This is a genomic window from Marinimicrobium agarilyticum DSM 16975, assembly GCF_000423345.1.
GTDB lineage: Bacteria > Pseudomonadota > Gammaproteobacteria > Pseudomonadales > Cellvibrionaceae > Marinimicrobium > Marinimicrobium agarilyticum.
Window position 1 is genome coordinate 237620 of record NZ_AUHU01000006.1, and the last position, 26553, is coordinate 264172.

Consider the following 26553-nt stretch of genomic DNA (forward strand, 5'->3'; position numbering starts at 1 on the left):
CCCGCCCTCGGTCTGGGTTACTTGTTGCCGCCGCAGTGACCGCAGCAGACGCTGTCACCCTGATGGGCTTCGGCCATGGCGGCGTCGGACTCAGCATAGGCGGGGGGCCAGGCTTTTTCCAGGCGCCCCGCCGCCGGCTTGCCCGATGCGTCGGGAAAGAGTACGCCCTTAACCACCTGCCAGCTCACTGCCAGAGCACCGACAATGAAAATCACATCACCAATAGTACGTATCCAGCGCAGGGTTTCCAGCAGCGGTTGCTGCAAAAAGGCTTCACTGCGAGCGTACCACAGCCCCTCGGAAGCGCTTGCCACGAACTGGATGATGCCCACCGGCAACAGGCTGGTAAACAGCATCAACACCAGTCCGCCGTTCATCCACCAGAAGGCGGTTTTCATGAGTCGCTCGCTAAACACCATGTTGGGGCGAATGTAACGCAGGATCAACAGACCAAACCCCAGCGCCAGGAAGCCATAAACGCCGAACAACGCCGCATGAGCATGGGTGGGCGTGGTATTCAGCCCCTGTACGTAGTACAGCGAGATGGGAGGGTTGATCATAAAGCCCAGCACGCCCGCTCCCAGCATGTTCCAGAAGGCAACGGCTACGAAGAACAGCAGTGGCCACTTGATGTTCTGCATCCAGGGCGCACGGAACTTCAACCGCCAGTTCTCCCAGGCCTCATAGCCCAGAACCACCAGAGGGACCACCTCCAGCGCGCTGAAGGAAGCGCCCACCGCCATCACCGGTGTGGTGGTGCCGGAAAAGTACAGGTGGTGGAAGGTACCGGGCACGCCCCCGAGCATAAACAGTGAGGCCGAGGCCAGCGACGCGGCGGTGGCCATGGGCCGGGACACCAGCCCCATGCTGCAGAAAATGAAGGCCAGGGCGGCAGTGGCGAACACTTCGAAGAAGCCTTCTACCCACAGGTGCACCACCCACCAACGCCAGTATTCCATGATGGAAATGTGTGTGCGTTCTCCATAGGCCAGACCCGCGCCGTAGAACAGGCCAATGGCCACCACCGAAGCCGTTAACAGTACCAGCAGGTTCTTATCCCCACCCTGCTTGAGGGCCGGCACGATGCCGCGCATCATCAGGAACAGCCAGAAAGCAATGCCGGCGACTTTCAGGATCTGCCAGAACCGGCCGAGGTCGACGTACTCATAGCCCTGATGACCCAGCCAGAAGCTCCACTCGGCAGGCATGATCTGGTTGATGGCGAAGAAGTTACCGACGAAAGACCCGACCACGACCGCAATCAATGCCCAGAACAGAATGTCCACCCCCAACTTTTGATACTTGGGATCTTTGCCGCCATTGATCACCGGCGCAAGGAACAGTCCCGCCGCCAGGAAGCCGGTAGCGATCCAGAACATGGCCGACTGAATGTGCCAGGTGCGCATCAACGAATACGGAAACCAGTCCGACGTCTGAATGCCGTAAAAACCCTGGCCTTCAATGGTGTAGTGCGCGACGAACCCGCCCAGAAACACCTGGAAGGTAAACAGTCCCACCACGGCCAGAAGATACTTACCCAGCGCTTTTTGAGAGGGCGTAAGCGCAAAGGTGGTGATCGGGTCCTGCTTGGGTGCCTCGGGCTCTTCTTCGTCTTCTTTGCGCAGGAACGCCCAACCCCAGACCAGCCCGCCCACGCCGGCAATCAGCAAGACCACACTGGCGATGGACCAGACGATGTTCTCCGCCGTGGGCTTGTTGCCGATCAAGGGCTCATGGGGCCAGTTGTTGGTGTAGGTCGCCTCACCGGGATAGCGCTCGGTGGCGGCCGCCCAGGCCGTCCAGAAGAAAAAGTCGGTCAACTGTTCGCGCCGCTCCGCGCTGGGCATCGTGACTTCTTTCATGGCATAACTTTCGCGGGTCGGCTGAAGCGCAGGATCGCCTCCAAACAGGCGGTTGTAGTAATCCGCCGTCTGCGCCATGGCCTGAACGCGCCGCTCGGAAACGACCAGCGTATCGGTCTCGGCATTCCAGGTATTGGTGCGATAGGCCTGCTTCAATTCATATTGGAGCGCATTCTGCTCACTCCCAGTCAGTTCTTCATAACCGGCGCCGTAGGTGTCCTTTGCGGCCAGCTCCAGCCAGGCAAGCAATTCCCGGTGCAACCAGTCCGCTGTCCAGTCCGGGGCCTGGTAGGCACCGTGCCCCCAAATGGAACCCAGTTGCATACCGCCCACGGATTGCCAGGCCGTCTGACCGTCCAGAATGCTGGTCTCGGTCATGATTGTCTGGCCAGAGGCCGTTACCACCTGATCGGGGATCGGTGGCGCCTTGCGATACACCTCCATCCCGAAATACCCCAACAAGCCAAAGGTCACAGCCAGTGTGCCAATCAGCGTCCACCACAGTTTCTTGTACTTACCCATTTGCCGCAGCCCCCAGCCCGTCAATACGATCAAATAAAATGTTGTTTTCCAGATGGATGTGGTCCATTAAGTCGACCTCGAGCGATGCCAATCCCACGTAAAGCGCTCGCCAGGTGTTACAGGCCCCGACGGGGAGGTTGATGCCCCGAGTCAGCTCATGGATTCGGCGCAGCCCTTGGGCGTGCTCATCGTGTTCGTGGCGCATCATGTTCACCGGCCCCGTGGCCATCCCCAGCATGCCCCGGGCAATCATGGGGAAGAGAATCTGCTCTTCTTTATCCATATGGCTCTCCAGCTCGGCAACCATCGCTTCCAGATGATTCGCCAAGCCGCTGGGGCACTCGGGGTGGCCGCCGTGAACCAGCTCAACCCGCTGACTGAGACGAATCAGTTCCGGCAGCTGTTGGCGATGCACGTCGTGATAACGAGTCAAGATATGCTCAATCAGTTCGCTATCGCCCGCCTCCGCCCAGTTGCCTCGGGCACCCTTCGCCTGGGCGTGTAAAAGGTCCAGTTCAGCAACCAGTGCGCCCGGATCCACCCCCTTGCGCTCAAGTGCATGGGAAAGCGTCTGTTTCCCCCCACAACAAAAATCCAGGCCGTAGCCATGAAATACGCCAGTGGCGCCGGGTAACTCCCGGGCAATATCACCGACCGATTGCGTCAGCCAACTCATAGGCGGCTCCCCCTTCCGGTTGCAGCACATCATCGAAGCATCCCTTAAGATGCATAAACTTTACATCTTTACAAAGAATACCGCCCCAAGAAAAAGAAGTAAAACAAATTCATCTTTAAATACCCCTATTACCCCATCAGAGGTAGCGGGGCATCGCCCGCGCGGGAGAGGGAGCCACCCTTTAGTGGAAATAGACGTTGAAGAGGCTCTTTAAAAGATATATTATTTTTACATGTTTAAATCCCTTGTTGGTGGTACCCTGCGGGATCCACTGGACATCGTCAGGAGCCGGTATGAGCGGAACACAATGGTGGCAGAACACCCGCCGACTACCCTGGTTGCTGGTAGCCTGGCTCAGCATTGGACTGGGAGCTGTCGGCGCCCTGCTGCCGGTACTGCCCACGACGCCATTCCTGCTGGTAGCCGCCTGGGCGGCTCCCAAAGGTTCCCCCAGGCTGCATGGCTGGCTGAGTAGCCACCGGCAATTTGGACCGCTACTGCGTGCCTGGCATACCCGGCGCGCGGTCCCCAGGCGAGCCAAGTGGTTCGCACCGGCATTAATGCTCGGCAGCCTGATCTTGATGGCGCTGACAGGGGTAGCTCCGGTAGTACTGCTTGCGCTGGTAGGCCTGTTCTGCGCCGTAACAATTTATCTGTTCAGCCGCCCCGACGCCTGATGGCTCGGGGACGAAACCGAGGAGCTATTCATGCCCCAACGCAACGCCCTGCTCTGCTACCCTTTTCGTCCGTTTTTTATTCTGACGGGCCTGTACGCCATAGTGGTGGTGTTGGCCTGGGTCGGGTTTCTGTTTGGCGGCTGGCCTCTGCCGCTGGGCTGGTCACCCCTGCAATGGCACAGCCATGAAATGATCTACGGCTTCGTTACGGCCGCCACCGCCGGGTTTCTACTCACGGCCATGTGCAATTGGACGGGCGCTCCCCCACTTCAAGGTAAAGGCCTGTTAGCACTGGTAATGCTCTGGCTGGCCGGGCGCCTTGTCTTCTGGTTCGCCGGTTGGCTGCCCGGTTGGCTGGTGGCCGCGGTGGATCTGGCTTTTCTACCGGTGGTTGCAATCTATGCCGCTCGTGTGTTGTTACGCTACGGCAACAAGCGCAACCTGATTTTAGTGGCGGTGCTAGCCGCGCTGACCGTCGGCAACCTGCTCATGCACCTGGGGTTTTCCGGCGGCAGCATGCATTGGTTAAAGCTCGGGCAGGGCCTGGGACTCGATATCATAACGTTAATGATTGTGGTCATTGCCGGGCGCATTACGCCGGCGTTCACGGCCAACTGGTTAAGAGGCCAGGGGGAACCGGCTGAACGGGTTGTTAAATCCACAACCGTCACTGGCCTGGCAATGGCCAGCGTGGCCTTACTGGCCGTATTGGCGTTGTTGCCACTACCCGCTTGGTGCGAAGCGCTGGCTGCTCTGTTTGCGGGGGGAGTGAACGCTCTGAGACTATACCAGTGGCGGGGGTGGCTGGCGTGGCGTGAGCCACTGCTGTGGATCCTGCACTTGGCCTACGGATGGGTGGTCCTCGCGCTGCTGCTGCGCGGGGTCAGCGGTTTTTATCCGGCCATACCCGACACGCTGTGGCAGCACTCGCTGGCCTTGGGGGGCATTGGAACACTGATCCTCGGGGTGATGAGCCGGGTCGCCGTCGGCCATACAGGGCGACCCATGAAGTTGCCGCCTTATGGCCGTTTGATGATTTGGGCCATTATTGCCGCCACCGTTTTGCGTCTGTTGGCAGCCAACCAGTGGATTGATTACCGCATTGGGGTAACCTTGTCCGCGCTGAGCTGGATTTTGGCCTTCAGCTTGTTTGTCGTGCTTTACGCACCCATGTTAACTCAACCCCGGGCCGACAACCGCCCAGGCTAACCGAGGTCATTCATGCACATTACCCGTTACACCGACTACTCTTTACGGGTGCTGATGTACGTGGCCCTGAAGGGCGAGGCGCTATCCACTATTCGCGAAATCGCCGAGAGCTACGATATTTCCAAAAACCATTTGATGAAAGTGGTGCAGGAGTTGAACAGTAAGGGCTACCTGCACGCCATTCGGGGCAAAAACGGGGGGCTGCGCTTACGTGGCACGCCAGAGGAAATTAACCTCGGTGAGCTCATTCGAAGCACCGAACAGGATCTCACCCTGGTGGAGTGCTTTGGCAGTGGAAGCCAGTGCGCCCTGACACCGGCCTGCCGGCTCAAAGGGGTCTTGGCCGAGTCGCTGGAGGCGTTTTTCCGAGTACTGGACAGCTACACCCTGGCAGACCTGGTTTACCCCGAAAACGCTCGGGAAATGAAACAGTTACTGCGTATGCCCTGAACGGGCCACACCAAAACGCAGCCGCCGCGGGCGCTCCCCCGCCGGCAAGTGGCTGCCGCCGAGCTTGTCCCACAGCGTCAGGCAGGTACCAAAATTGCGGTCTCGGTGCTCCGGCGCCGCGCTGTGGTGCAACTGGTGCTGGGCCGGGCTGATCAGCCAGCGCTCCAACGGCCCGAAAGTAAACCAGATGTGGCTATGGCGCAGATTGGCGCCCAGGAAATTAAACGCGAAGCCGAGAACATCCACACCAAGAACATCCAGGCCACTCAACCGCCCGCCGAACAGATAGACAAAAACCCCACTGACGCCTCCAAAGACCACCAACCCACGGAGGTAATAGGCGGTCATTTCCAGCGGATGCACCCGAAACAGAGTCAAAGGCGTCAGTCGCCGGGCGCTATGATGGACACGGTGAAAACGCCACAGCCAGGGCACTCGGTGCATGGTCCGGTGCAAGGCGAAGCGGCTGAGGTCTTCCACCAGAAAGAACACCAGGGTGTAGCTCAGGGCAATCGCCAGCCAGTGCCAGTGGAATGTAGGGGCGTTCCCCAAATGCGTCTGCAGAGTGCGGGCCACCCAGAGCGTGGCCATCAGGTGACTACCCAGCAAGGGGACAATCAGTAGCAGCCGCAGCACGCCGTTACCCACCATCAGCCCCAGATCAGTGGCAGTGGAACGGTTGAACCAGTGGCGACGGGAAAAGAGAGTCCGGCGCAGGCTGCGCCAAAAGCTTCCCTGCCGTTGGCGGCGATACTGAAGATAGAGCGCGACCAACGCCATCGCACCCGCCGAAACCCAGAACAACCAATACATACGACTGGCCGGGTTCAGCGGGTAGTTCAGGGGCGCGGTCAGCGCCTGCCACCACTGCATCTCAAGCACGCCGATCAGCCCTCACTCAGAATCGGTAGGTCACACCCGCCTGCACCGTGCGCGGGGCATTGGGGCGGGCGCCGAAGGGGCGGCGAGAGACCAGCTCACGCTCATCGGTGAGGTTGTCCACCACCAGTTGCAGACTCAGATCCGAAGACCAATCGTAGCGTGCGGACACATCGACGGTGGTGTAAGCCGAGAGGCGGTCGCGCCCGGTCGGCTCGCCTTGCCCGGGCCGGTCACGCATTTCGCCAGAGTACTTCAGCGCAAGATCGACCTGCCAATCCAACGCCATCAGACCGATGCCGATGCGGGCCTGATGATCGGGCGTGTATGGCAGCTCATCTCCGGCTCGCACCGCGCCCCACTGGGAAAAGCCCGAGGTAAACTCACTCTGAAAAGCGGTTTCGGTATAGGTGTAGGCCAGGCTCAGGGGTACGCCAACCCGGTCGCTGAGCGAAAGCATCCAGTCCCCGGTCAACTCCAGACCGGCAATTTCCACTCGCCCACCGTTGAACTCCTCCCCCGGCTCGCAACCGGCATCGGACACCCGGCAGCGACCGAGCAGATTATCGTAGTCGCTGAAAAAGCCGATGGCGTCCAGGGTCAACTCCCCGGCCTGATAGCGAAAGCCATATTCGAGGTTTAGGCTCTCTTCCGGTTCAACCGAATCGTCGGCGCCGGGTCCCGTGGGAGAAAACCCTTTGTTGACCCCCACGAGCAGCCCCAGGTTATCCGTCCACTCATAAAAGACGCCGGCACCGGGAATGACAATCTCCTGGGTGTTGCCGCGGCGGCCGCCATCGACGCGACTTTCCACCTCCCCTTCAATGTGCTCGGCGCGCAGACCCAGATTGATTTTCCAGGGGCCGCGGCGCAGTTCGTCGCTCACAAACAGGGCCCAGGCATCGGTTTCCGCCCGGTTATCGGTTTTCAGGGGCCGGTCACTTTCACCATCAAACACCAGCGTGCCGTCTTGTACCCGGTAGCCAAAAGGTTGATGACTCCGGTCGACATAATCGTGATGGAAGCGCAGACCTATGGCCATTTCGTGCTGCCACTGACCCAGGCCCAATTGGTGCTGGATTTCAGTTTCCAGCCCTTGGGATCCGTACTCACGGGCGTTGTCGGTCACATCGAGCCGATCTGACAGACGATCGCTGGAGTTGATCTGCCCCCGCAACAGGGACAGTTGCCGACCAAAGATCTCGGGACGCTCGAAAACGCTGCCCGCACTCAGGTTCGAGGAGTAATCACCCTCATCCGCGGGGGCGGCAAAAAAGCCGTCCACCTTTTTCCAGGAACGATCAAAGCGGTTTAGGTACAGCTTGTTGATCCACTGCCAACCGGAAAGGAAACGGGCTTGGTGCAGCAGGTGCGCCTGAGTGTGCTCGGATTCGAACCGGTCGGCGGCACTTCCCAGGTAGCGACGATCCGGGTTGATTTCAAAGTCCTCATCGGTCAACCCCAGATAGGTTTCATTGGAGTCCTCATCCGCATAACCCAGTTTCAGAACCACGCTCTGCGCAATAGGAACGCCGGGGCGGGACTCCCACCCCAGTTTGACGTTGAGATCGTTGCGCTCAAACCCCGTATCGTCGCCGCTATCCAACGCCTTGAAGCCGTCGGCGCCATAATTGAGAAAGTCCACTCGGTAGCTGAACTGCTCTTGGCGATCGGCGTAGACCAGCCGCCCTTTCCGATAGCCATCGGTGCCAGCACTGAGCGACACCTGACCTTCGCGCTCAGAAGGCAGCGGCGCGGTGACCAGGTTGATGGCACCGCCCACGGTATGGGGGCCATAGTGAATCGCCGCGGGGCCCTTGAATACCTCCACCGCGCTCATCCGATTGACGTTCGGCACGTAGTAGGCCGCCGGCGCCGAGTATGGCGCCGGCGCGATCAGGATGCCGTCTTCCATCAGCGTGATTTTCTGACTGCGCTCGGCGGTGGCGCCGCGAATGCCGATATTGGGCCGCAAGCCATAGCCGTCTTCGGTGCGGATATAAACACCGGGCACTTGGGTCAGCAGTTCATTGATATCGGTCTGGTCAAACCGGGCAATTGCCTCCTCGTCGAGAAAGCTCGCGGAACCCGCCGTCGAACGCACGGCGTCAGCACCGCCCGTGACCAGTATTTCCTGATAGACCAGTTGGGGAAGCTCAATGTCCTGAGCGCTGGCCAAGCCGCCAACCAGGGTCAATAACAAAGGCGTATATTTCAGTGGAGTCATGTTCATTCCCGCGATCAGTCGTTATCGGACTGCCCGCGCTCGGGCAAGTCGAGGTTGACGATGGTAATGAAGTCCGTGCGCAGCCGGTCGGTTACCCGCTTGAGATAAGCGTGGGCGGCACAGGCACCGGGATAATTGTCCGCCGGATTGGCGGCGGCGTTCAGGCAATTCTGGGCGCTGCCGGAGGCCAGCTGTTCGCGCATTTCTTGCAACAACGAGGGGCTTGAATAGCCGGCGCGAACCTGGGCGTCGATGACGGCATCCTCGAAGGCTTCTTTGACATCCGGGAAGCCTTCGTAGACGAAGATGTCATCAAAACCCAGGCCATTGCCGCCCTTGAAGCCGACCAGAAACGCCTCCGCATTCGCGGCGACATTGTCCATGGAGGTCTCACTGTAGGGGGACTCCACGGCCTCCGGGCAGGCGACTGCGTTGCAATTGGAGTGAAGGCCAGTAGGTACGCCAAGCTTGCGGTCTTTGGTTTGAAGCTCAATGTAGAACAGCGCATCCGATAAGGCTTTGAGATTGACCTCCTGGTTAGCGGGGTTCACCCACTCAAAACGGTAATCGTTCCCTTCCGGCTGCCAGGCTTGGACCAGTGTCTGTGAGGCGTCCACGAGGTCATCGGCCAGACGCTGGGCATAAGCGCAACGCTGCTCGCGACGAGTCTGTTCCGGTAGATCATTCCATCCCTGAGTTTCACTGATCTGGGACGGACAATGATGAGTAAGGTCCTCAGAAAACAGCAAGTACTCCAACGCATCAAGGCCGCGCGCGTTAACCGAACGCGAACTCAGGTCGAAACCTTCATCCTGGGCAAGCACCACACTCTGATCCACGGCGCATTCGCTCAGCGGCGCCGAGCTGCCAAAGGAATAAATCCGGTTGCGCAAAGCGCCGCCGTTGGCCGCGAGAGGTCCGACCTGGAACAGCTCCACCCGCTGCCACTGGTCCATCGCCCTGCGCCACTGGTCACGCACCCGCTCCGGGGTAGTCGCGCGGTCGGGGTCAGTCAGCGCTTCGCAGTAAAATTGCACCGAATTGAGCCCTTCGGCGAGCTCCTCGGCTTGCTCAGCGAATGCCCGGTATTCGGGCAAGAACACGTTGTCTGCATAATTCGCCATCATGCCCTGATAATCAAAGCCGCGAGCGGCATTCTCCGACTCGGCGCCACCAGATTGATCGTCACCGACGCAGCCGCCAACGACCAACACCAGCAACGGAATGGCCCAGCGATTAATTCGCATCACACTTGAACTCCTAATTCGCTCGTTCTCCCAACGCACAACAGGCGAGCCCCCGAAACGGGAGCTCGCCTGTTCGCCTGGGTCAATTAAGGCTTACCAGTTTTCAACGTTTTCAGTATCAAAACCGTAGGCGTCCTGCATCAGCGCGCGGGCCGCCAGCAGGTCGGCAACGTACTGATCCACGCCGCCCTCAAAATCCACACCCGCCTGTGTGCCGTCAGCCAGCACGGGAGCATCACCCATGGCCGCGAGAATCTCTTTCAAATCAGCCAGCGAATCGGCATCCGCACGGAACGGCGATACGGGGCTGAATTGCAGATTCAGGGCAAAGCCTTTCATTTCGCTCCAGTGCTTGGCCAAATCTTTGAAGTGAGCCAGGTCCTGGAACTTACCGTCTTCCACCGCTTCCAGATCGGCCACGGTATCGTTGATATAGTGCACCACGGTCGCCGCCACACACTGCTCCCAGGTCAGCGCCGCCACTTCAATTTGCTCATCGAGCTCGGCCTGGCGCGCTTCGGTCAGCTCGCCCGCTTCTGCTGCTTCGCGCAGAATGGCGCGACCGGTCAGGAAGGCCTGGAACACGTCGGTGGTGTAGTCGGTAGGATTGCTGTTATCGGCGGTACCCGCGTCGCGCTTGGCGCAGTTAGTGGAGTTGCCGAAATTGAATTCGCTACGGATGTCGATGGCATCGTCGTTATTGCTATCCATGTAGCCGACGTTGCGGATTTCATCAAGGGTGTAATCACCGTAGTCGCGCGCCGCACCGAAGTACCCAAATGCTTCATCCCAATTGTGCTCCCCTTCGGTATAGGCATTGTCGCCTTCCCGTTCGAGCATAGCGGCAAAATCGGCCTGCAAATAATCGTTGGTTCCCTGCGAAAAGGCCACGGCGCCCAGCAGAAACTTTTGCGTCAATTGCCGGAAATCCCGACCGTGAGCATCGACGGTTACGGTATCCAGCGGCACTGGCCCATCGACCGTTTCAATCAGCGGAGCGACACCGTCGGTGGCCTGTTCAGCCAAGGCCGCGAAGTAGTAATCCACCAGGTCCACCGGCAGGGCGTCGGTATCCAGCCCATCTTCCCATCCGAAAAAGTCATCGTCGATCAGCTTGTCGGCTTCGCCATTGCCCTGGCCGTCGCCCCCCGCAATCTTGCCGATCAGGTCCTTGCCGTCGGCAATGGCGCCGTAAGTCAGCTCACCGGAGTCTTCAGGCAGAATATCCATGCCGCCGAGATCCCGAGCATTAAATTCGGTGGTAATGTCATCGGAGGTCGCGGAATCGAAGCGGAAATAGAAGTTCAGGCGGGCTTCAACGCTCTCCTGACCGGCGTCTTCTTCCAGACCGTTCATTTCAACGGTCAGGTCCTCGATGAGAATGTGGCGCTTGGTCTGGCCGGTGTAAGAAACCGTGCTCTCATCGTCGGCGTTGGGGAAAGCATAGGTGGTGGGTACCTCCAGGCTATCACTACCGTCATCACCGTCATCGTTATCCTCATTCTCACCGGGTTGCTCTTCAGCGGGGGGCTCGTCATCATTATTGTCACTGCCACCACAAGCGGTCAGCGTGACGGTGGCCAGTATCGCCAGAAACAAGACATACCATCGAAAATTCACAGGTTTCTCCTTGGTAAAATATAAACAACGATGAGGAAGGGCCTGGAGCACTCAGTTGACACTGATTCCCACCCTTCAGTTAATCTTAATAGTACTTTAAAATAAGATTGATTATCAAACACAATATCATTAGAGGTGATTGCTCCCATACAGCGAAGCGAAGTCTCTGCCCCTTTCAATCAATGCTATGATGGCTTCCATGAACTACGATATTGCCTTCAAACGTGTCTACGAACCCACGGATAGCGCTGATGGTGCCCGAGTGTTGGTGGATCGCCTATGGCCTCGGGGCAAGCGCCACGAGGACCTGCAACTGGCAGAATGGTATCGGGACGCCTCCCCCTCTTCGGCCCTGAGGCGAGCCTGGCACCAGAACGACATTGATGAGCAGCGCTTTACCGACAACTACCGCAAGGAGCTGCAAGCCCACCCCGAGGTGTTAACCCCCCTGATGCGACATGCCCGCGAGGGCCGGCTGAGCCTGCTCACTGCCACCCGCAACCCGGATCACTCTCACCTACCGGTGCTTCGAGACGCCCTGCTGGATCACCTGGCCCGCGAGGACGAGCAGGCCGATGGCCGCGAGCCCAGTTCCCCTACTTGCTACGAAGGTTAGCTAGCGCTCACCCACAACAATGACTTCTCGCATGACTGACTCCACCACCCGGACGATTTCCGACGGTTCCCAGCACGCCTGGGTGCGCCAGGACCTGGCCTCCTCTTTCCAATTTCAGTGGTTTGACCCGCAGGCCTGGGGCGCCTCGGCCGAACCGGTCAACGCAGGCGGCCGCGGAGCCGCCTGGTTTCTGAAAGACACGCAAGGTCGTTGGGTTCTTCGCCACTACCGCCGCGGAGGCCTTCCCGGAAAACTGTTGACTGACCGCTACCTCTATCTCGGGCAACACCGTGTACGCTCGGTAAAAGAGTTCCTGCTGCTAGAGTCTCTCCTCAAGCAGGGTTTGCCAGTCCCCGCCCCCATCGCCGCCTGGTACCAACGGCAGGGCCTTACTTACCGGGCGGCTCTGATCATCGAGCGTCTGGAGGGCGTCCGCTCTCTGCTTAGCCTGAACCGGCCTGAGCACGCTCCGCTTTGGGAAGCGGCCGGTCGCTGCATTCGACGCTTCCACGACGCCGGAGTGGATCACGCCGACCTGAACGCGACCAACATTCTGGTTCGCCCGGATTCGGGGGAGGTATTTCTGATTGATTTCGACCGGAGCGTGCAGCTCGCCAAAGCGCCCGCCGGGGCACACTGGAAAGCGGCCAACCTGGCCCGATTGGAGCGGGGCATTTACAAACATTGGGCAGCCGATGCCGCCACGACGCCGCCGCCCCTTCTGAAAGCCTTGATGCAAGGCTATGCCTGACGGGCAGAGCCCATCGCCCCGTGGTAGAATGCCGCGATTTTTGGTCCGAGTGGTCTCCGCTATGTTCGACGCCTTCCGCCTCGCCTTCTACCGCCTGGCTGCCAAGGGCTGGGTTCCCGCCCGCTGGTTTGAACCGGCCCTACCGCCGGTGTCCGCGCGCGCGCCCAGAACCGGACATCTGAGCCTTGAGGTGGTCAGCCATTGCTGGAATTACTCTCACTTTCTGGCCTACCAGCTCAGTTCCCTGGTCCTGTTTCCACCCACCCGGCTCAACGTCACAATGACCGTGTTCTATTGCCCCGAAGACCAGCAGACCGAACGCCTACTGGCGTTCTTCGCCAAGCAGTCCGTCCCTGGCGTGACCTGGAATTGGCAACCGCTGCCACGCCAGCAGCTTTTCCGCCGCGGCATCGGGCGCAACAAGGCGGCACTGGGCACCCACGCCGACTGGGTCTGGTTTACCGATTGCGACCTGATGTTCCGGGACGGCTGTCTCGATGCCCTCGCCGAGCTACTGCAAAGCCGACAAAGCGCCTTGGTGTTTCCCGAGGAAGAGCGATGCACCGACCTACTCGCCGAAGACAACCCCATGCTGAAAGCCGGAACGGGCGAGCCTCAGGTGCTGGACATCGACACCTCTTCGTTCACCACGAAATTTCCCTCCAAAGCCACCGGGCCGCTGCAGATTGCCCACGGCGATGTCTGCCGCGCGGTGGGCTACTGTCGCAACATCGACCTGTACCAGCAGCCGGTCGAGCAGTTTGCCAAATGTCACGAAGACCGGGCGTTTCGCTGGCTGGTGCGCAGCCAGGGTGAGCCCCTTCCCATTCCGGGCGTCTATCGTATCCGCCACATCAGCAAGGGCCGCTACACCGGCAGCAAAGCCAACACCGGCGTTCGCACCGCCCTTCGCCGTCTGCAATCCTGGCTGAGAGACCGCACCTGATGAGCGAGACCGCAGGCACCGATACCATCGTGCTGACGCCCACCTGGGCCGGTGATCTGGACCACTTCCGACTGCTGCGCGCCTCCTTGGCGCGCTCGCCCCTGGCCGCCCTCGAACACCATGTAGTGGTCCAGACCGAAGACTTGCCACTGTTCCGGAAATTCGCCGAGGAGCCCAACGTCGTGCTGCGCTCCACCGCCGAGGTACTGCCTCCAATCGTGGAAAAGCACCGACGCCGGGCCCGCCATATCGGCGCCCACGCCGGCCGGCACCTGACCCGCATCAGCGGCAGCCTGCGCCGTACCCTCGGCTGGCCCCGCTGGCCCTCCTACACCGGTTGGCATACCCAGCAACTGTGCAAGTTGGCGGTGGCGAGCGAAAGGGAGCGCGCCACCACCATCGTCCTGGATTCCGACGTGGTGGTGACCCCATCGGCGCACATCAATGACTTTCGCACCCCCGGAGCGGTGGTCTGCTTCGCTCAGTGGCAGCCCCTCAGTTCACTCAGAGGCAAGGTGCGCAAATGGGTCGACAACGCGGCCGAGTTGACCGACACCATCCCCACCAGCGAAGCGCAGAACGTAAACACCTACTTTGATACTCCGTTTGTTCTCGATGGCGAGGTACTGAGGGCAATGCTCTCGTACCTCGAGGCGCGCAGCGGCCTGCCCTGGTGGCAACACCTACTGAACCAGCCGCCGCGTCGCTGGTCCGAGTTCGGTCTGTACAAGCAGTACCTGAAAACCTGGAGCCGACAGCCCGTGGACTGGCGCGCCCCGGAGCAGATGCACTACCTCTTCGACACCAGTAATGCCGCGGCGGTGGTAAAACAGGTGACCCACTTGTTTCAAAGGCCCGACATCCACTACATTACGCTTCATTCCCAGAGCAGCGGCAAGCATGACTGGGGCGCCAGCGACTACACGGAAAGCCTGCTCGAATGGATCAACACGCTATGACAGCCAATGACCGGGAACGCCCCCTGGGCCGGTATCAGCAAAAACTGCCGACCCTGTTTTTGATATGGATTGTGCTATCCGCCATTTCCCCCCACCCGGACCTCTTTAAAGGGTGGTTTCATCTGGCCATGAGCATTCCGCTGCTGGTCCTGATGACCATGGGGCGACTGCGCATCGATACGACAGACGCATTGTTGCGCGTCTGTGCCGGACTATTGCTTTATACGACGGTAGGCTCCCTGATCATCAGCGACGCCGACTGGAGTCTGCACCTGCATGCGCTTCGGTGGAGCTTCGAAACACTGTTACTGATCCTGGTGCTCTTCCTGGCATTGCCGCCTCTACTCAAAAACCCGTTGTTTCTCGGGCGATTTCTGTTGACGTGCGTCATTCTCGGCGGCCTTTCGGCATTGATCATTTTCGGGGTTTTCCAGGATTTCTCGGGGCGACTCAGTGGGATCGGCGCCCTGTATCAGCCCATTGAAGGCGTCTCGGTGTTGATCGTGTACTTGAGTATTGGCGCTTTCCTGTTATGGCAAGAGCGCCACAAACTGACCGTGAAGGACCAGACCCTGCTTTTCTCCGCACTGATTCTGACCTGTGCCTGTACCCTGCTCTCGGGAAGCCGGGGACCTACGCTGGCGCTGGCGCTGATCGTTGGCTATTGCCTGCTCGTAGGCGCCATAGCCCATCGCCACTGGAAAATTCTACTGATCACCACCGCTTGCCTGATCATCGCGCTGGGGTGTGTGCTTTGGCTTTACGGCCTCAATGATTTCATTGAACTCATGGTAGAGCGAGGCACCTCCTACCGGTTGCTTCTGTGGACGGCCCACCTTCAATATCCGCCGGAGTCATTGCTGTTTGGCCACGGAGCTGCCACAGACCTTGAAACGACGACCGCCGGCCTGAAAATCTACAAGGAGGCCGGCATCGGGACGGCGCAACCGCACAACCTGTTCATCGGTACCTTCGCGCAAACCGGACTGGTAGGTCTGGCACTCCTGTTACTACTTCTTGGGACCATATTGCGTGCGATCTACACGGCCAACTCCACCCCTACCGCCAAATGGTATATGCTGGGAATCTTTGGTGTCGTCATGATGCTGGTGGCCACCAATACCTATACCCTAATCATTTCCGTCAAAACCATTTGGTTGTACACTTGGTTTCCACTCATTTTTCTTTGGTTGTGGAGCCAACAGACGCATCAGCCCCAGACCGACGTTCCTGAATAAGCCCAGACCCGGCTGCGCGACTCATCGAGCACCAGAATTAGTGAGCCATGATGATATTCTGTATATTCTCGTTCAATAGAGGCCTCTTCTTGGATAATTGCGTCCGCTCCGTTGAGCAATGTCTGCCGGGTGCAGAAATCATTATTTTCGATGACGACAGTGGGGACACGACTACCCTGTCAGTTCTGAATAAAATTCGGAATAAGCACAGAGTGATAACCCCGAACAAAGCGGGAACCACAAAACACGGGGGGCTCTACGGTAATATGCAGCACGCCATAGAGGTTCTGAAAGACACCTCATCATTGGTCTGCTTTTTACAGGACGACACACAGGTCGTCCGCCCCATCCTCAACGAGGAAATCCGCTCTCTCAAACGACTGTTTTCGGAAAACAGTTCGCTCGGCTTTGTCCAGCCCTGCTTTCTTCGCAGGCCCGATCCAGAGCAGCAATCATTTGAAGCCTCCAAAGAAGACGGTGTCCGGCTGTTTTATCGAAAAGACCGAAATCAGAGCGCGGGCATTCATTATTCCGACCTCCTGATCACCTCGCCCTCTCGACTCCTTGAACGGCACTGGGTGTTCAAAACATCTGAACCGGACAATGACCGTCAGGCGAAAGCGTTGTTCGGCCCGATGCCGTACCTCTATTCACCTTTCGCCATGTGGCTCCCCAACGTACCAGCGTATCGAGGCAAGAAGAAAACCTGGGCATTGAAGTATGCCGAGAAAAAAGCTCGATGTGGGTATTACCCATTCAAAATCTGGTCCACCGAAAAAAGCAGGCAGTTCCTGGCTCGCGCCGGCAAGCAACCACCTGTTGCGCAAACCCACCTGACGTGCGAGGGGCAGACGCCTCCCACCCCCTGGCGCTATAACCCGCTATCGGGAAATCGCTTGCTAAAGCATTTAAACAGCCTGGAGACCTTCTTCCACCGCCATGTCGCGGGGCGCTTGGGAGGGTCACGCTGAGCAAATCCACCCCAATTATTCCCGAACAAAGACGGAATTCATACGGCTGACGTAAGCCCGCCGGTAACCTCGCCTTTCCATTTGCGCAAACAGGTCCACCGACCACAGATGCTGTGAATTCTCGATAAAAAGGCAGCGTGCCAACAGTGCCTCGGGCGCCTGCTCCAGGTAAGGCCCCAGTGCCAGGTCTTCGGCCCCTTCAATATCAATTTTTAGCGCATCGACTTTCTCTACATTGAGCTCCGCCAGCACATCCAGCAACGGTCGACACTGAATTTCAACGGAAGACTTTCGCTCCAGAGTCGCAAACGAACGGCTTTTTTGTGCGATGCTGCTGGCGCCAAGATTGTCGCTATCCACTTGCAACGTAAACACCAGCTCCCGATCCGCCACCCCGATCGGCAGCAAATCCAACCGCAGGGGCTCACCAAACAACTCGGGATTGGCCTCAATATTGGTTTTAAGCCGAGCCAAAGTGGGCGGGTTGGGCTCGAACGCAATAATGCGCCCGGGTTTTCCCGCCAGGGCCCTGGCGGCCGTCAGGGTATACAGGCCCACATTTGCGCCGATGTCGACAAACACCCCGCCCTGGCCCAAACATTCGGTGAGCATCTGGCGTTCACGAAAATCGTAACGCCACGGCGTAAAGACAAATTTCTTTTCGGAGTAATTGTCGGTGAAGTAACAGCGGAGGTTAAAACTCCCCAGCCGTAAATCCACCGGCAACAACGAGCGGCGTTTTAACAGACACTTGCGCACAATGGGCGCGCACAACCGGCTGATTACCGGGGCGCTGGGGCGGTGACAGAGTTTGATCAAAAACTGCCAACACCTGGAGGGAGTTCGCGCACCAAAAGGGAGCGAAACATTCGTATTGTTATTCATTGTAACTCCTGCAACAAGGCGGATAACTGCATCTGAACGCGACGGCCTCCTCAACCGTTATTCACCCTCCGTCTCGCGGAGCTGGGCAATCCCGTACTCGGTGCGCGTCAACTTTTCTTTTTCGCTTTTGATTCGCAATGCTTTGTTTTCGGCCACTTGCTCGGGCGACTTATAACCCCGCGCATGATCCAGATGCACAACAATCGCATCGTAGCGGACATGCTTGGGCCGGACACCGGCGTTGATCAGGCGAACCCCAAACTCCCGGTCCAGGCCGCCCCAGGGCATACGTTCATCAAACCCGTTTACCGCCAGGGCATCTTTCTTCCATACCGACCCATTGGAACCCTTGAAGTTGCAGGCAGTCGGGGTAATTCTGTTCAGTATTGAGGCCTGAAACGGCGTCGCTGTCAATTTGAGGTTCTTGTGGCTCGACTTCAGGCCATGGGCCTTGAGCCACGCCAGATCGAAGCAGCGACCCGAAACAATGTCCTCCTTGGTGATCGCCTCACTCGTGCTCATGGGCAGCTTGTGATAGCCACCGGAGAGGAACGTATCCGGCCGGGACTGGGCGGCATGCACCGCAAGAAAATCCTTGCGAGGAATACAGTCACCGTCGGTGAACACCAGATACTCAGACTGCGCCTCCAGGATACACTTGTTGAGAATCCGGCATTTTCGGAACCCGTCGTCTTCCTGCCAGATATGCGTAATGTTCAGCCCGGTCTCCTCCCGCAGGCGCTCAATGGTCGCGCGCGTCTGTTCGGTAGAGCCATCGTCTCCGATCACGATGTCGAAGTCCTTGTGCGTCTGCACACTGTATCCCCAAAGGACTTTTTCCAACCAAACGGGCGAGTTGTAGGTGGTCATGATGACGGACAGTTTCAAAAGGTTTCCCCATAGCTGTGACACTGGTGGCCCTATGTTAACACCGGGGCAAACGCGATGGTAAACCACGCGACCATTTCGAGGCCTGGCTCACAGGTCCCCAGAGGGGGGTACACTAATGCGTATCCAAGTGGACCCGATTGCGACCTGAATGTTTGGCTTGGTACATCGCCCGATCGGCTCGCACCAGCAGGTTCTTCAGGGTGTCGCCTGCACGCCATTCGGTCACGCCGATACTGATGGTGACCGGCTCATCCAGCCCAAACTCAGCGTCCAACACCATGCCCCGCAGCCGCTCGGCGAAGATGCCTGCATCGCTCAACACCGTGTTGGGAGCCAACACCAAAAACTCCTCGCCCCCCCAACGCCCCAGTTGATCCCCTTCCCGTAAACCTTCGGTCAAAGCGCCCACTAGCGCTTTCAGGATACGGTCGCCCACCTCGTGGCCGTAAGTGTCATTGATCATTTTGAAGTGATCCAGGTCGAATAGCAGCAAGGAAAACGGTTGGCCGTACCGCTCAGCATTCGCCAGACTCATCTGCACCAGGTGTTCAATCCGATAACGATTCAGCGTGCCAGTCAGGGCATCGGTATTGGCAACCTTCTCAAGATGTTTATTGGCTTGCGCCAGCGCCTCGCGCTCGCGCCGCAAATATTCATTCAGGCGGGTAATTTCGTGAGCGGCCGCAATCACCGCCAGATCATCACCCAAATCCCGGGCGGCATTGATTTCCGCCGGATGCCACGCCTGGCTCTTCCCGCTGACCTCTTCAACCCAGGTCGCAAAGGAGGTTCGAGGGGATAGCACCGTGCGCCCATCGCGCATCTCCGGTACCTTATCCGGCTTGCCCGCCCAGGGGACCATTTCAAACTGCTCCGGTCGGAACAACAGCAGCCAGCCCCGGGCGTCCATATCGATCAACAGTGGCATGGCCAGCAACCCGCAGCAGCTCTCACCGATGGCTTCCGCACCCGGATAACCGGACGCGGCCAGTGAGGTCGTCGCCCAGGGTTCCGAGCCTTTCACATGGTTCTCCAGCCAATTCGTGAGTGCCCGGATTTGATCTTCCCCGGGAGTAGTCCCGGAGAGCGTAATCTCCCCCAGATAGGCGAGCGCGAGCCCTTCCACCGTGAACAGCTCTCGCCAGTGTTCGGCATGCTGGCGCACAAGATCACTGGGCGCCTGACGTTCCTGAACCCCTCCGGCAAGCTCGACCCGATTGTCATGAATCTGATAACGGTAGTGGGCATCCGCCTCGGCCTTGAGCAGAAACAGCCGCTGGCTGGCGACTTCAACGAGCGTGACCACACTGTCTCGGGCAGAGGGCGACAGCGCCAAAACCTCATTGCTGTGACAACTCACCAGCCCCCACAACCGGGTCTCGGAATAAATCGCCACAGACAGGGATGAACGCACGCCCATATTCTGCATATAGTCACAGTGAATGGGTGACACCGCCCGAAGATAGCCGCTGCTCAAATCCAGCGGCTGCCCGTTGGCGGGGTTCATGGCCGGTACCAGCCTCGCCGGCTCAGCCCTGGCATCGGCAATCACCCGGACGCGGTTGTTGCCGTACATGGCCCTGACCTGAGGGGGAATATCAGAAGCAGGAAAATGTTGCCCCAGCAGGGGTGAAAGGGTTTCGCAGCGGCTCTCCGCTACAACCTTACCATTCCAGTTTTCATCAAATGCGTAAATGAGGGCGCGGTTGTAACCGCTAATGGCGCGCACCGCCTCGCACAGCATTGCCATCACTTCGCTCTCTGTGCCGGTTTCCACCAACCGGGAAATCCAGTCGTTGACCAACGACAACCAACGATAACGCACCCCGCCGCCCAGAGGCTCCAACTCCACAATCACCGCCTCACCGCTGCGATAAGCCACCACATGCAGCTTGCGGCTGACACCCCCCAACTTGCGCGTGACGGTCAGGGCCCCCGGAAGCCGGTCAACGCCTTTCAGACCCCGCCTTATGCGACCGAGCAGGCTCTTACCGAAAATGTCGATCGCGCTGGCCCCCAGGCAATCATCCACCCTGAGCCCGAGGTGCTGGCTGACATTGGCGCTGACCTGCCAGACGCGGCTGATGGCCGCGTCAAAACTCAGCAGTACACCGAAGCTCTGTACAGCGCCCGGAATATGGACGGGTTCGCGCGCGCACTCTTCCTGAGCCGCCCGAAGGTCCTCGGTCTTATGCTGGAAGTTTTTAACGGCCACTCAAACCCGCCTCTGCCAATGGTCAAAATGAATATGGAGTGTTGTGAACGTTTTTTGTGCTCCCGTGATCGCCTCTCCCCACAGCTCCTCGCTGGGAAGTTCTTCCAACCAGCGGCAGAACAACGTCCAATTGGAGTGTTCCGCATAAGAGGAGAAAAAACGGGCGCCATTCTCCCCGTCCAGAGCCAGTACCTGCTCAAGACGACGGGCGATCAGCCGGCCTCCCTGGCTCGCCCCTTCCAAGACATATAGCACACCCAACGCCTGTTCGGCTGACGTCGGGCGAAATACCCAACCCGGCTCGCTCTCGTCAGCGGGCAGGGCCAACTGACGACTGTCGCGCTCCAGAGCAGGCAAACGGGACTGATAGCGGTATCCGGCATCGGGCAAACGATCCCGCAGTTGACGTTCGAAGGGCCACAGCGCCGGCTCCAGCAAACGGTAATAAGCCCGTTGCGCGCGAACGATCAGACTGTACTCGGCAAGCGTCAGTTCCGGGGACACCAGGCGGCGCATCAGCGGCTGAGCCTCAAGTGCCTCGTGTTCCGCTCGTGTAGCGGCGCGCAGAGCCTGCCGCAATGACGGGCATGGAGACAAAGCTGCTCCTCACAATTCAATGGGTTCAATATTTGGCGCATATATTAGCATAGCGGAGAGACACACCCACCGCGGTTATACGCGTTAGAATAGCGCTTTTGCGCCCGCATGAGGAATGACGAAATGCCGAGAGTCTCCCGCCAACTGTTTCACCCGCGCTACTGGTTGACCTGGGTGGGCTTTGGAATCTGGTGGCTACTGGCTCTATTGCCCTATCGCATCCAGATGGCGCTGGGACGGGGCCTGGGGCGCCTGCTGTGGCATCTGGCCAAGAGCCGGCGCCGGACGGCGCTGCGCAACCTTGAACTATGCTTTCCGGAAAAACCGGAGCAGGAACGGTGGAGACTGGCGCGCCGTAACTTTGAGTCCACGGCACAGGCGTTTTTTGAAACCGGCATGTCCTGGTTCTGGCCCCGCTGGCGCATGCGCCGCCTTTGCTCCGTGGAGGGTCTGGAGCATTTGCAGGCAGCCCAGCAATCGGGTCAGGGGGTCGTGCTCTTGGGGATGCATTTCACCAACCTTGATCTGGGTGCCAAGTTGCTGTGCCTGAACCATTCGGTGGGCGGCTTGTATCGCCCTCACAATAACCCGGTTTACGATTATATGCAGTTGAAGGGCCGGGAGCACCTGGGCGAGAAAGGCGGTGTCATTGCCCGCGATGACATCCGTCAGATGGTGCGCCGGCTCCGCCAGAACAAGGTGGTCTGGTACGCGCCCGACCAGGATTACGGCGCCCGTCGACCGCATGTGTTCGTGCCTTTTTTTGGTATTCCGGCGGCAACCATTACGGCGACCAGCCAGCTTGTGCGGATGGGTCGGGCGCAGCTGATTCCTTTTACACATCATCGGCGTGAGGACGGCAGTGGTTACGATGTGAAGGTCTACCCGCCGTTGACGTCGATACCGACCGGTGATGATGAGGCGGATGCGGCGATGATCAATGCGTTCGTAGAGGCGCGGGTAAGAGAGTGTCCCGAGCAATATATGTGGGTACACCGGCGGTTCAAGACGCGTCCGGAGGGGGAGAAACCTCTCTATTAGTTTTTTGATGGGGGCTTGCTTGAAGACCGGGCCTCTGGGAGTTCTACTACGAGGCTATCTATCAATCGTTCAAAAAGGGGGAATGTCCCGCCAATCATCAAACCTCGTACACCCAAAATCTCAAGCCTCGGGTGCAGCCCCTTCCCGGCCAAGCCGAACTTTATATGCCGCCGTTAATGGTCAACGGCAGACTCCGCTCGAAAATTATTGGACTTCCAGACCTGCGTCAATTATGCGATCGACTTCTTCTTGTGAATAATCAATATGGAGATTAACTCCCCCCGCTTTGCGCCGAGCTTGGATAGAGTCAGCCAACGTTCTTACTCGTTGTTTTACGCTTTGAGGGTCTATTTCAATCCCTTTAGCGGACAACTCCTGAACCAGCCTGCCAAACATATCGTCCAAGTCCTCATCCCCTTGCAACTGAGCAAGCGCCAACCAAGCCAGACTATCCCTGCCCGCTTGAAGCTTCTCCTCTGGATCTTGTGCCATCGCCAATTTGTAGTTGCTATTAAAAATTGACAATTCGGCAGCGGCAGTTGCTGAACCATGATCTAATGCCTTGATCAAATACTGCTGGTGTTTTTCCAGATCAAGATCATCACCATATCGAGCTGCCAAGACATGAAGCGCTACAATATCGCCACTCTCCCCGAGCTCGGATAAAACGTCGTTGTTATAGCTCTGGTATCCCGCCATTTCATCGTTAGTCACGTGTATTTCGTCGGGATAAGGGGCCGGCGGTTGCGCCGCCACGCCTTCATTACGCTCAACTGCCGCAGCGGATCGTGAGCCCCTATGAGCACCAACCTCTTCGATGCCTCTCCTCACCGAAAGCTCAACGCTGCTATTTTCGTCGCTCGCCTGAAGCCGCGCTTCAGAAAGAGGCTGCGAGCCAGCCATGTCTTCTTGAGCGAACACCCACCAAAAGACGCCCAAAAGCATAGCCCCGAAAGCCATGAATGAAAATATTCTAAGCTTCATTTAAGGGCACCCTGCGTACAAAGAAAACATAATACCGTCCGATTCACAGAACTGAAAAGCTGCCTCTTTGTCAACTTTCACACTCTGCTTACATGCGAGCATATTGTCCGTTCCACTAACACCGGCCTGCGCTGAAAAAACCCCAAAATTCAACTCAACTGAGGCGGTAACACCAGTGGCGAGCCCATTGCACGCTCTATTTAAATCACTTGCAGCTCGATGATAATAACTTTTACAAGCACCCACCGCATACATTACGCTCCCTCTACAGGCGGACGCCCTGCGATCTTCCACCAAGTTCCTCATTGCTTGCTCTTTAAGCCCTCTGCGCGCTGCTTCGGCAGCAGCATCTAGCGCCGCCCGAGCTACCAGCCTTATGTGGCGGAGATACGCATTATACCAATCAAGATCGTCAGTCAGAGCGGAGTTCTGAACTTTTTCTCCAGTCACTACCACCTCCTCTATCGGACCGGGAGAAGGCTCGGGGTTTGGTGGCGGGCTAGGCGGGGGTGTACCAGGCGGTGGCGTGCTAGGCGGCTGTGTACTTGGAGGCCTAGACAAATCTTCCACCCATTGAATTTCGCATTTCTCACCCTGTGTTTGACATATTGTTTCTGTATACCCTGCGTGATGCTTAGTCGTACAAACCGGGGAAGGATGATAGCAATACGTTATATAGACGGCGTGAGCGGGGTAGCAGGCTGCCCCAAAAATCAAAAGCCAGAGAGTACGTCGAAAATAGAAGAAGAAACGATTCATTGTTAAGTCCTTTTTATTAGGGTTGGATCCAAGCAATAAAGTGATTTTTATTTTGATAATCGTTACACCAAAAGAATGCTACGTAAATTTACTATATATAGCAACTCTTTTTAAAAACTGGCCCCTCCTGAGAGAGAACGGAAGAATCTTGGGCCACGAATCGTGCGCCTCAAAGTTGGCATACCGGTGTTTTCTTTGCAGCATGTCGCCTCTAGCCACAACACAGAGGCGCCGACTCCACCCTCCAGCATAGATCTCTCGGTTTAGCTTGTACCAAAAACGATTTTGCTCAAATTTAACTACACAGGAATATCGGCCAAATTCCCTTTGCTCTCAAGCCAAACACGACGATCAGACGCGCGTTTTTTCCCGAGCAGCATATCCATTAATTGCAGCGTGCCCTCAATATCATCAATGCCGAGTTGCACCAGGCGGCGGGTATCACGAGCCATGGTGGTCTCCCGCAACTGAAGCGGGTTCATCTCACCCAGCCCCTTGAAACGCTGCACATTCACCTTGCCCTTTTTCTTCTCCGCCTCGATCCGATCCAGCACGCCGTTTTTCTCACTCTCATCCAGCGCGTAATACACCTCCTTGCCCACATCGATTCGGTACAACGGCGGCATGGCCACGAACACATGACCGTTTTCCACCAGCGGGCGGAAGTGCTGTACGAACAGCGCGCACAGCAGCGTCGCAATATGCAGGCCGTCGGAGTCGGCGTCTGCCAGGATGCAGATCTTGTGATAGCGAAGCTGATTCAGGTCCGTCGCGCCGGGGTCCACCCCCAAGGCCACGGAAATGTCGTGCACTTCCTGATTGGAAAAAATATCGGAAACATCCACTTCCCAGGTGTTCAGGATCTTGCCGCGCAGCGGCATGATGGCCTGAAATTCGCGGTCCCGCGCCTGCTTGGCAGAGCCGCCGGCCGAATCCCCCTCCACCAGAAAGAGTTCGCTACGCACCGGATCGGAGCTGGAACAGTCCGCCAGCTTACCGGGGAGCGCCGGGCCCTGGGTCACTTTTTTCCGAGCGACTTTTTTACTCGAGCGCACACGCCGCTGGGCGTTATTGATGCACAGCTCCGCCAGCTTGTCCCCGTCCTCGGTGTGCTGATTGAGCCAAAGTGCAAATGCATCTTTAGCGATACCGGAGACAAAAGCCGCAGCCTCACGCGAGGATAAACGCTCTTTGGTCTGGCCTGAGAACTGCGGGTCGGCCAACTTCGAGGACAAGACGTAACTGCAGTTCGCCCAGACATCTTCCGGTGCCAGCTTCACGCCGCGGGGCAACAAGTTGCGAAATTCGCAGTAATCGCGAAGCGCATCCAGCAAGCCCGTGCGCAGGCCGTTGACGTGGGTCCCACCCTGGGCGGTGGGAATCAGGTTGACGTAACTTTCCTGCACCAGCTCCCCCCCTTCGGGCAACCACTGCACCGCCCAGGTCACCGCTTCGGTCTTGCCGTTGAACTCGCCGACAAAAGGCAGCTCGGGCAGGGTTTCCCAGCCCTGGGTGGCGCCCTGGAGGTAATCCTTCAGGCCGTCTTCATAAAACCATTCATCGGTTTCCCCAGACTGTTCATCTTTGAAGGTGACGGTCAGCCCGGGGCACAGCACAGCCTTGGCACGCAACACGTGGCGCAGGCGGCTGACACTGAATTTGTGGGAGTCAAAGTAACTGGGGTTGGGCAGAAACCGGATGGCGGTGCCGGTGTTGCGCTTGCCGCAGGTGTCAATCACTTCCAGGTCCGAGGCTTTATCACCATTCATGAAGCCCATGCGGTGAACCTGACCGTCCCGCTTGATGGTGATTTCCAACATCTGGGACAGGGCGTTGACGACCGAGACGCCGACCCCGTGAAGGCCGCCCGAGAACTGGTAGTTCTTGTTGGAGAACTTGCCGCCCGCGTGCAAGGTGCACAGGATCACTTCCACCCCGGGCTTGCCCTGCTCCGGGTGAATATCTACCGGCATACCGCGACCGTCGTCGGAGATGGTGACCGAGTGGTCTTTGTGCAGGACCACCTGAATGCTTTTGGCGTGACCGGCGAGCGCCTCGTCCACGCTGTTGTCGATCACCTCCTGAGCCAGGTGGTTGGGCCGCGTGGTGTCGGTGTACATGCCGGGACGCTTTTTGACCGGGTCGAGCCCCGTGAGGACTTCAATATCTTCTGAGGAGTAATTTGCCATAAAAGGGTATTAACTCTGTCGTCGATCTTGTTGTTGGATGCAGTTTTTTTGGTGGATGACGCCCTTCGGACTTATCCACCCTACGGTCAGGGTGAAGTCATGTTCGGTAACGGCGGATGCGGCCTGCGGCCTTATCCGCCCT

General features: G+C 58.1%; 23 protein-coding genes. 10 read left to right on the forward strand and 13 right to left on the reverse strand.

Features of this window, described 5'->3' with window-relative positions; translation table 11 throughout:
• Positions 1-17: 17 nt before the first annotated feature.
• Positions 18-2384, reverse strand: a complete 2367-nt coding sequence (locus G547_RS20645) for a nitric-oxide reductase large subunit (protein ID WP_084645790.1) — start codon at positions 2382-2384, stop codon at positions 18-20.
• The gene (gene ytfE / locus G547_RS0108220; RefSeq protein ID WP_027329446.1) at positions 2377-3060 is read right to left on the reverse strand and encodes an iron-sulfur cluster repair protein YtfE; all 684 of its coding nucleotides are present in this window, start codon (positions 3058-3060) and stop codon (positions 2377-2379) included. The genes G547_RS20645 and ytfE overlap by 8 nt, the downstream gene beginning before the upstream one ends.
• A gap of 293 nt (positions 3061-3353) precedes the next feature.
• Here ytfE and G547_RS0108225 point away from each other — a divergent pair, with 293 nt between their 5' ends.
• From G547_RS0108225 to G547_RS0108235, 3 genes are read left to right on the forward strand one after another with little or no spacing between them, the layout of a single operon-like run.
• Entirely contained in the window at positions 3354-3737 is a 384-nt protein-coding gene (locus G547_RS0108225; protein ID WP_027329447.1) for a YbaN family protein, read from the forward strand.
• A gap of 30 nt (positions 3738-3767) precedes the next feature.
• Entirely contained in the window at positions 3768-4946 is a 1179-nt protein-coding gene (locus G547_RS0108230; RefSeq protein WP_027329448.1) for an NnrS family protein, read from the forward strand.
• Positions 4947-4958: 12 nt separating this feature from the next.
• Positions 4959-5396, forward strand: a complete 438-nt coding sequence (locus G547_RS0108235) for an RrF2 family transcriptional regulator (protein WP_027329449.1) — start codon at positions 4959-4961, stop codon at positions 5394-5396.
• Here the strand turns inward: G547_RS0108235 and G547_RS20650 are convergent.
• The 4 genes from G547_RS20650 to G547_RS0108255 form a co-directional block, all read right to left on the reverse strand.
• The gene (locus G547_RS20650; protein ID WP_051235067.1) at positions 5379-6269 is read right to left on the reverse strand and encodes a sterol desaturase family protein; all 891 of its coding nucleotides are present in this window, start codon (positions 6267-6269) and stop codon (positions 5379-5381) included. The two genes, G547_RS0108235 and G547_RS20650, sit on opposite strands and share 18 nt — an antisense overlap.
• Positions 6270-6294: 25 nt before the next feature.
• Positions 6295-8502 carry a TonB-dependent receptor family protein gene (locus G547_RS0108245; RefSeq protein ID WP_169449433.1) on the reverse strand — a complete coding sequence of 736 codons (2208 nt, stop codon included), beginning with the start codon at positions 8500-8502 and terminating at the stop codon, positions 6295-6297.
• A 14-nt stretch (positions 8503-8516) separates the two neighbouring features.
• Entirely contained in the window at positions 8517-9749 is a 1233-nt protein-coding gene (locus G547_RS0108250) for an imelysin family protein (RefSeq protein WP_027329451.1), read from the reverse strand.
• Between the two features lie 93 nt (positions 9750-9842).
• Positions 9843-11369: a DUF4856 domain-containing protein gene (locus tag G547_RS0108255; protein WP_027329452.1), complete on the reverse strand. Its 1527-nt coding sequence runs from the start codon at positions 11367-11369 to the stop codon at positions 9843-9845.
• Between the two features lie 199 nt (positions 11370-11568).
• Between G547_RS0108255 and G547_RS0108260 the strand changes: the two genes are divergently transcribed.
• Genes G547_RS0108260 through G547_RS0108285 form a run of 6 tightly spaced genes read left to right on the forward strand, consistent with a single transcriptional unit; the run spans position 11569 to position 16850 of the window.
• Positions 11569-11985 (forward strand): DUF488 domain-containing protein, encoded by a 417-nt coding sequence (locus G547_RS0108260; protein ID WP_027329453.1) that lies wholly within the window; start codon positions 11569-11571, stop codon positions 11983-11985.
• Positions 11986-12016: 31 nt separating this feature from the next.
• On the forward strand, positions 12017-12736 hold the full coding sequence (locus G547_RS20655; RefSeq protein WP_051235069.1) for a 3-deoxy-D-manno-octulosonic acid kinase: 720 nt from the start codon (positions 12017-12019) through the stop codon (positions 12734-12736).
• A gap of 28 nt (positions 12737-12764) precedes the next feature.
• Complete coding sequence (locus tag G547_RS0108270; RefSeq protein ID WP_245573419.1) at positions 12765-13682, forward strand: glycosyltransferase family 2 protein; 918 nt, start codon at positions 12765-12767, stop codon at positions 13680-13682.
• Positions 13682-14641: a DUF6492 family protein gene (locus tag G547_RS0108275; protein ID WP_027329455.1), complete on the forward strand. Its 960-nt coding sequence runs from the start codon at positions 13682-13684 to the stop codon at positions 14639-14641. The genes G547_RS0108270 and G547_RS0108275 overlap by 1 nt, the downstream gene beginning before the upstream one ends.
• Positions 14623-15879 (forward strand): O-antigen ligase family protein, encoded by a 1257-nt coding sequence (locus G547_RS0108280; RefSeq protein WP_084645794.1) that lies wholly within the window; start codon positions 14623-14625, stop codon positions 15877-15879. The genes G547_RS0108275 and G547_RS0108280 overlap by 19 nt, the downstream gene beginning before the upstream one ends.
• Before the next feature lie 50 nt (positions 15880-15929).
• The gene (locus tag G547_RS0108285; protein ID WP_281167763.1) at positions 15930-16850 is read left to right on the forward strand and encodes a glycosyltransferase family 2 protein; all 921 of its coding nucleotides are present in this window, start codon (positions 15930-15932) and stop codon (positions 16848-16850) included.
• Positions 16851-16865: 15 nt separating this feature from the next.
• Here G547_RS0108285 and G547_RS0108290 read toward each other — a convergent pair whose 3' ends face one another.
• The 4 genes from G547_RS0108290 to G547_RS0108305 form a co-directional block, all read right to left on the reverse strand.
• On the reverse strand, positions 16866-17669 hold the full coding sequence (locus tag G547_RS0108290) for an FkbM family methyltransferase (RefSeq protein WP_169449435.1): 804 nt from the start codon (positions 17667-17669) through the stop codon (positions 16866-16868).
• Positions 17670-17792: 123 nt separating this feature from the next.
• Entirely contained in the window at positions 17793-18623 is an 831-nt protein-coding gene (locus G547_RS0108295) for a glycosyltransferase family 2 protein (RefSeq protein ID WP_027329459.1), read from the reverse strand.
• Positions 18624-18738: 115 nt separating this feature from the next.
• The gene (locus tag G547_RS0108300) at positions 18739-20841 is read right to left on the reverse strand and encodes a sensor domain-containing diguanylate cyclase (protein ID WP_027329460.1); all 2103 of its coding nucleotides are present in this window, start codon (positions 20839-20841) and stop codon (positions 18739-18741) included.
• Positions 20842-21438, reverse strand: a complete 597-nt coding sequence (locus G547_RS0108305; protein ID WP_157209820.1) for a biliverdin-producing heme oxygenase — start codon at positions 21436-21438, stop codon at positions 20842-20844. It lies immediately after the preceding gene.
• A 123-nt stretch (positions 21439-21561) separates the two neighbouring features.
• Here G547_RS0108305 and lpxL point away from each other — a divergent pair, with 123 nt between their 5' ends.
• On the forward strand, positions 21562-22479 hold the full coding sequence (gene lpxL / locus G547_RS0108310) for an LpxL/LpxP family Kdo(2)-lipid IV(A) lauroyl/palmitoleoyl acyltransferase (protein ID WP_027329462.1): 918 nt from the start codon (positions 21562-21564) through the stop codon (positions 22477-22479).
• A 204-nt stretch (positions 22480-22683) separates the two neighbouring features.
• On the opposite strand, the gene G547_RS0108315 is transcribed toward lpxL, so the two are convergent.
• From G547_RS0108315 to parE, 3 genes are all read right to left on the reverse strand, one after another.
• Entirely contained in the window at positions 22684-23463 is a 780-nt protein-coding gene (locus G547_RS0108315) for a hypothetical protein (protein ID WP_027329463.1), read from the reverse strand.
• The gene (locus G547_RS0108320) at positions 23464-23913 is read right to left on the reverse strand and encodes a hypothetical protein (protein WP_027329464.1); all 450 of its coding nucleotides are present in this window, start codon (positions 23911-23913) and stop codon (positions 23464-23466) included.
• A 608-nt stretch (positions 23914-24521) separates the two neighbouring features.
• The gene (gene parE, locus G547_RS0108325; protein WP_027329465.1) at positions 24522-26411 is read right to left on the reverse strand and encodes a DNA topoisomerase IV subunit B; all 1890 of its coding nucleotides are present in this window, start codon (positions 26409-26411) and stop codon (positions 24522-24524) included.
• Positions 26412-26553 lie beyond the last annotated feature (142 nt).

Coding starts and splice junctions, on each gene's coding strand:
- lpxL (WP_027329462.1), top strand. CDS start 21,562: ATGCCGAGAGTCTCCCGCCAACTGTTTCACCCGCGCTACTGGTTGACC.
- G547_RS20655 (WP_051235069.1), top strand. CDS start 12,017: ATGACTGACTCCACCACCCGGACGATTTCCGACGGTTCCCAGCACGCC.
- G547_RS0108280 (WP_084645794.1), top strand. CDS start 14,623: ATGGATCAACACGCTATGACAGCCAATGACCGGGAACGCCCCCTGGGC.
- G547_RS0108250 (WP_027329451.1), bottom strand. CDS start 9,749: ATGCGAATTAATCGCTGGGCCATTCCGTTGCTGGTGTTGGTCGTTGGC.
- parE (WP_027329465.1), bottom strand. CDS start 26,411: ATGGCAAATTACTCCTCAGAAGATATTGAAGTCCTCACGGGGCTCGAC.
- G547_RS0108315 (WP_027329463.1), bottom strand. CDS start 23,463: ATGAAGCTTAGAATATTTTCATTCATGGCTTTCGGGGCTATGCTTTTG.
- G547_RS0108230 (WP_027329448.1), top strand. CDS start 3,768: ATGCCCCAACGCAACGCCCTGCTCTGCTACCCTTTTCGTCCGTTTTTT.
- G547_RS20650 (WP_051235067.1), bottom strand. CDS start 6,269: ATGCAGTGGTGGCAGGCGCTGACCGCGCCCCTGAACTACCCGCTGAAC.
- G547_RS0108270 (WP_245573419.1), top strand. CDS start 12,765: ATGCCGCGATTTTTGGTCCGAGTGGTCTCCGCTATGTTCGACGCCTTC.
- G547_RS0108285 (WP_281167763.1), top strand. CDS start 15,930: ATGATATTCTGTATATTCTCGTTCAATAGAGGCCTCTTCTTGGATAAT.
- G547_RS20645 (WP_084645790.1), bottom strand. CDS start 2,384: ATGGGTAAGTACAAGAAACTGTGGTGGACGCTGATTGGCACACTGGCT.
- G547_RS0108225 (WP_027329447.1), top strand. CDS start 3,354: ATGAGCGGAACACAATGGTGGCAGAACACCCGCCGACTACCCTGGTTG.
- G547_RS0108275 (WP_027329455.1), top strand. CDS start 13,682: ATGAGCGAGACCGCAGGCACCGATACCATCGTGCTGACGCCCACCTGG.
- G547_RS0108260 (WP_027329453.1), top strand. CDS start 11,569: ATGAACTACGATATTGCCTTCAAACGTGTCTACGAACCCACGGATAGC.
- G547_RS0108245 (WP_169449433.1), bottom strand. CDS start 8,502: ATGACTCCACTGAAATATACGCCTTTGTTATTGACCCTGGTTGGCGGC.
- G547_RS0108235 (WP_027329449.1), top strand. CDS start 4,959: ATGCACATTACCCGTTACACCGACTACTCTTTACGGGTGCTGATGTAC.
- ytfE (WP_027329446.1), bottom strand. CDS start 3,060: ATGAGTTGGCTGACGCAATCGGTCGGTGATATTGCCCGGGAGTTACCC.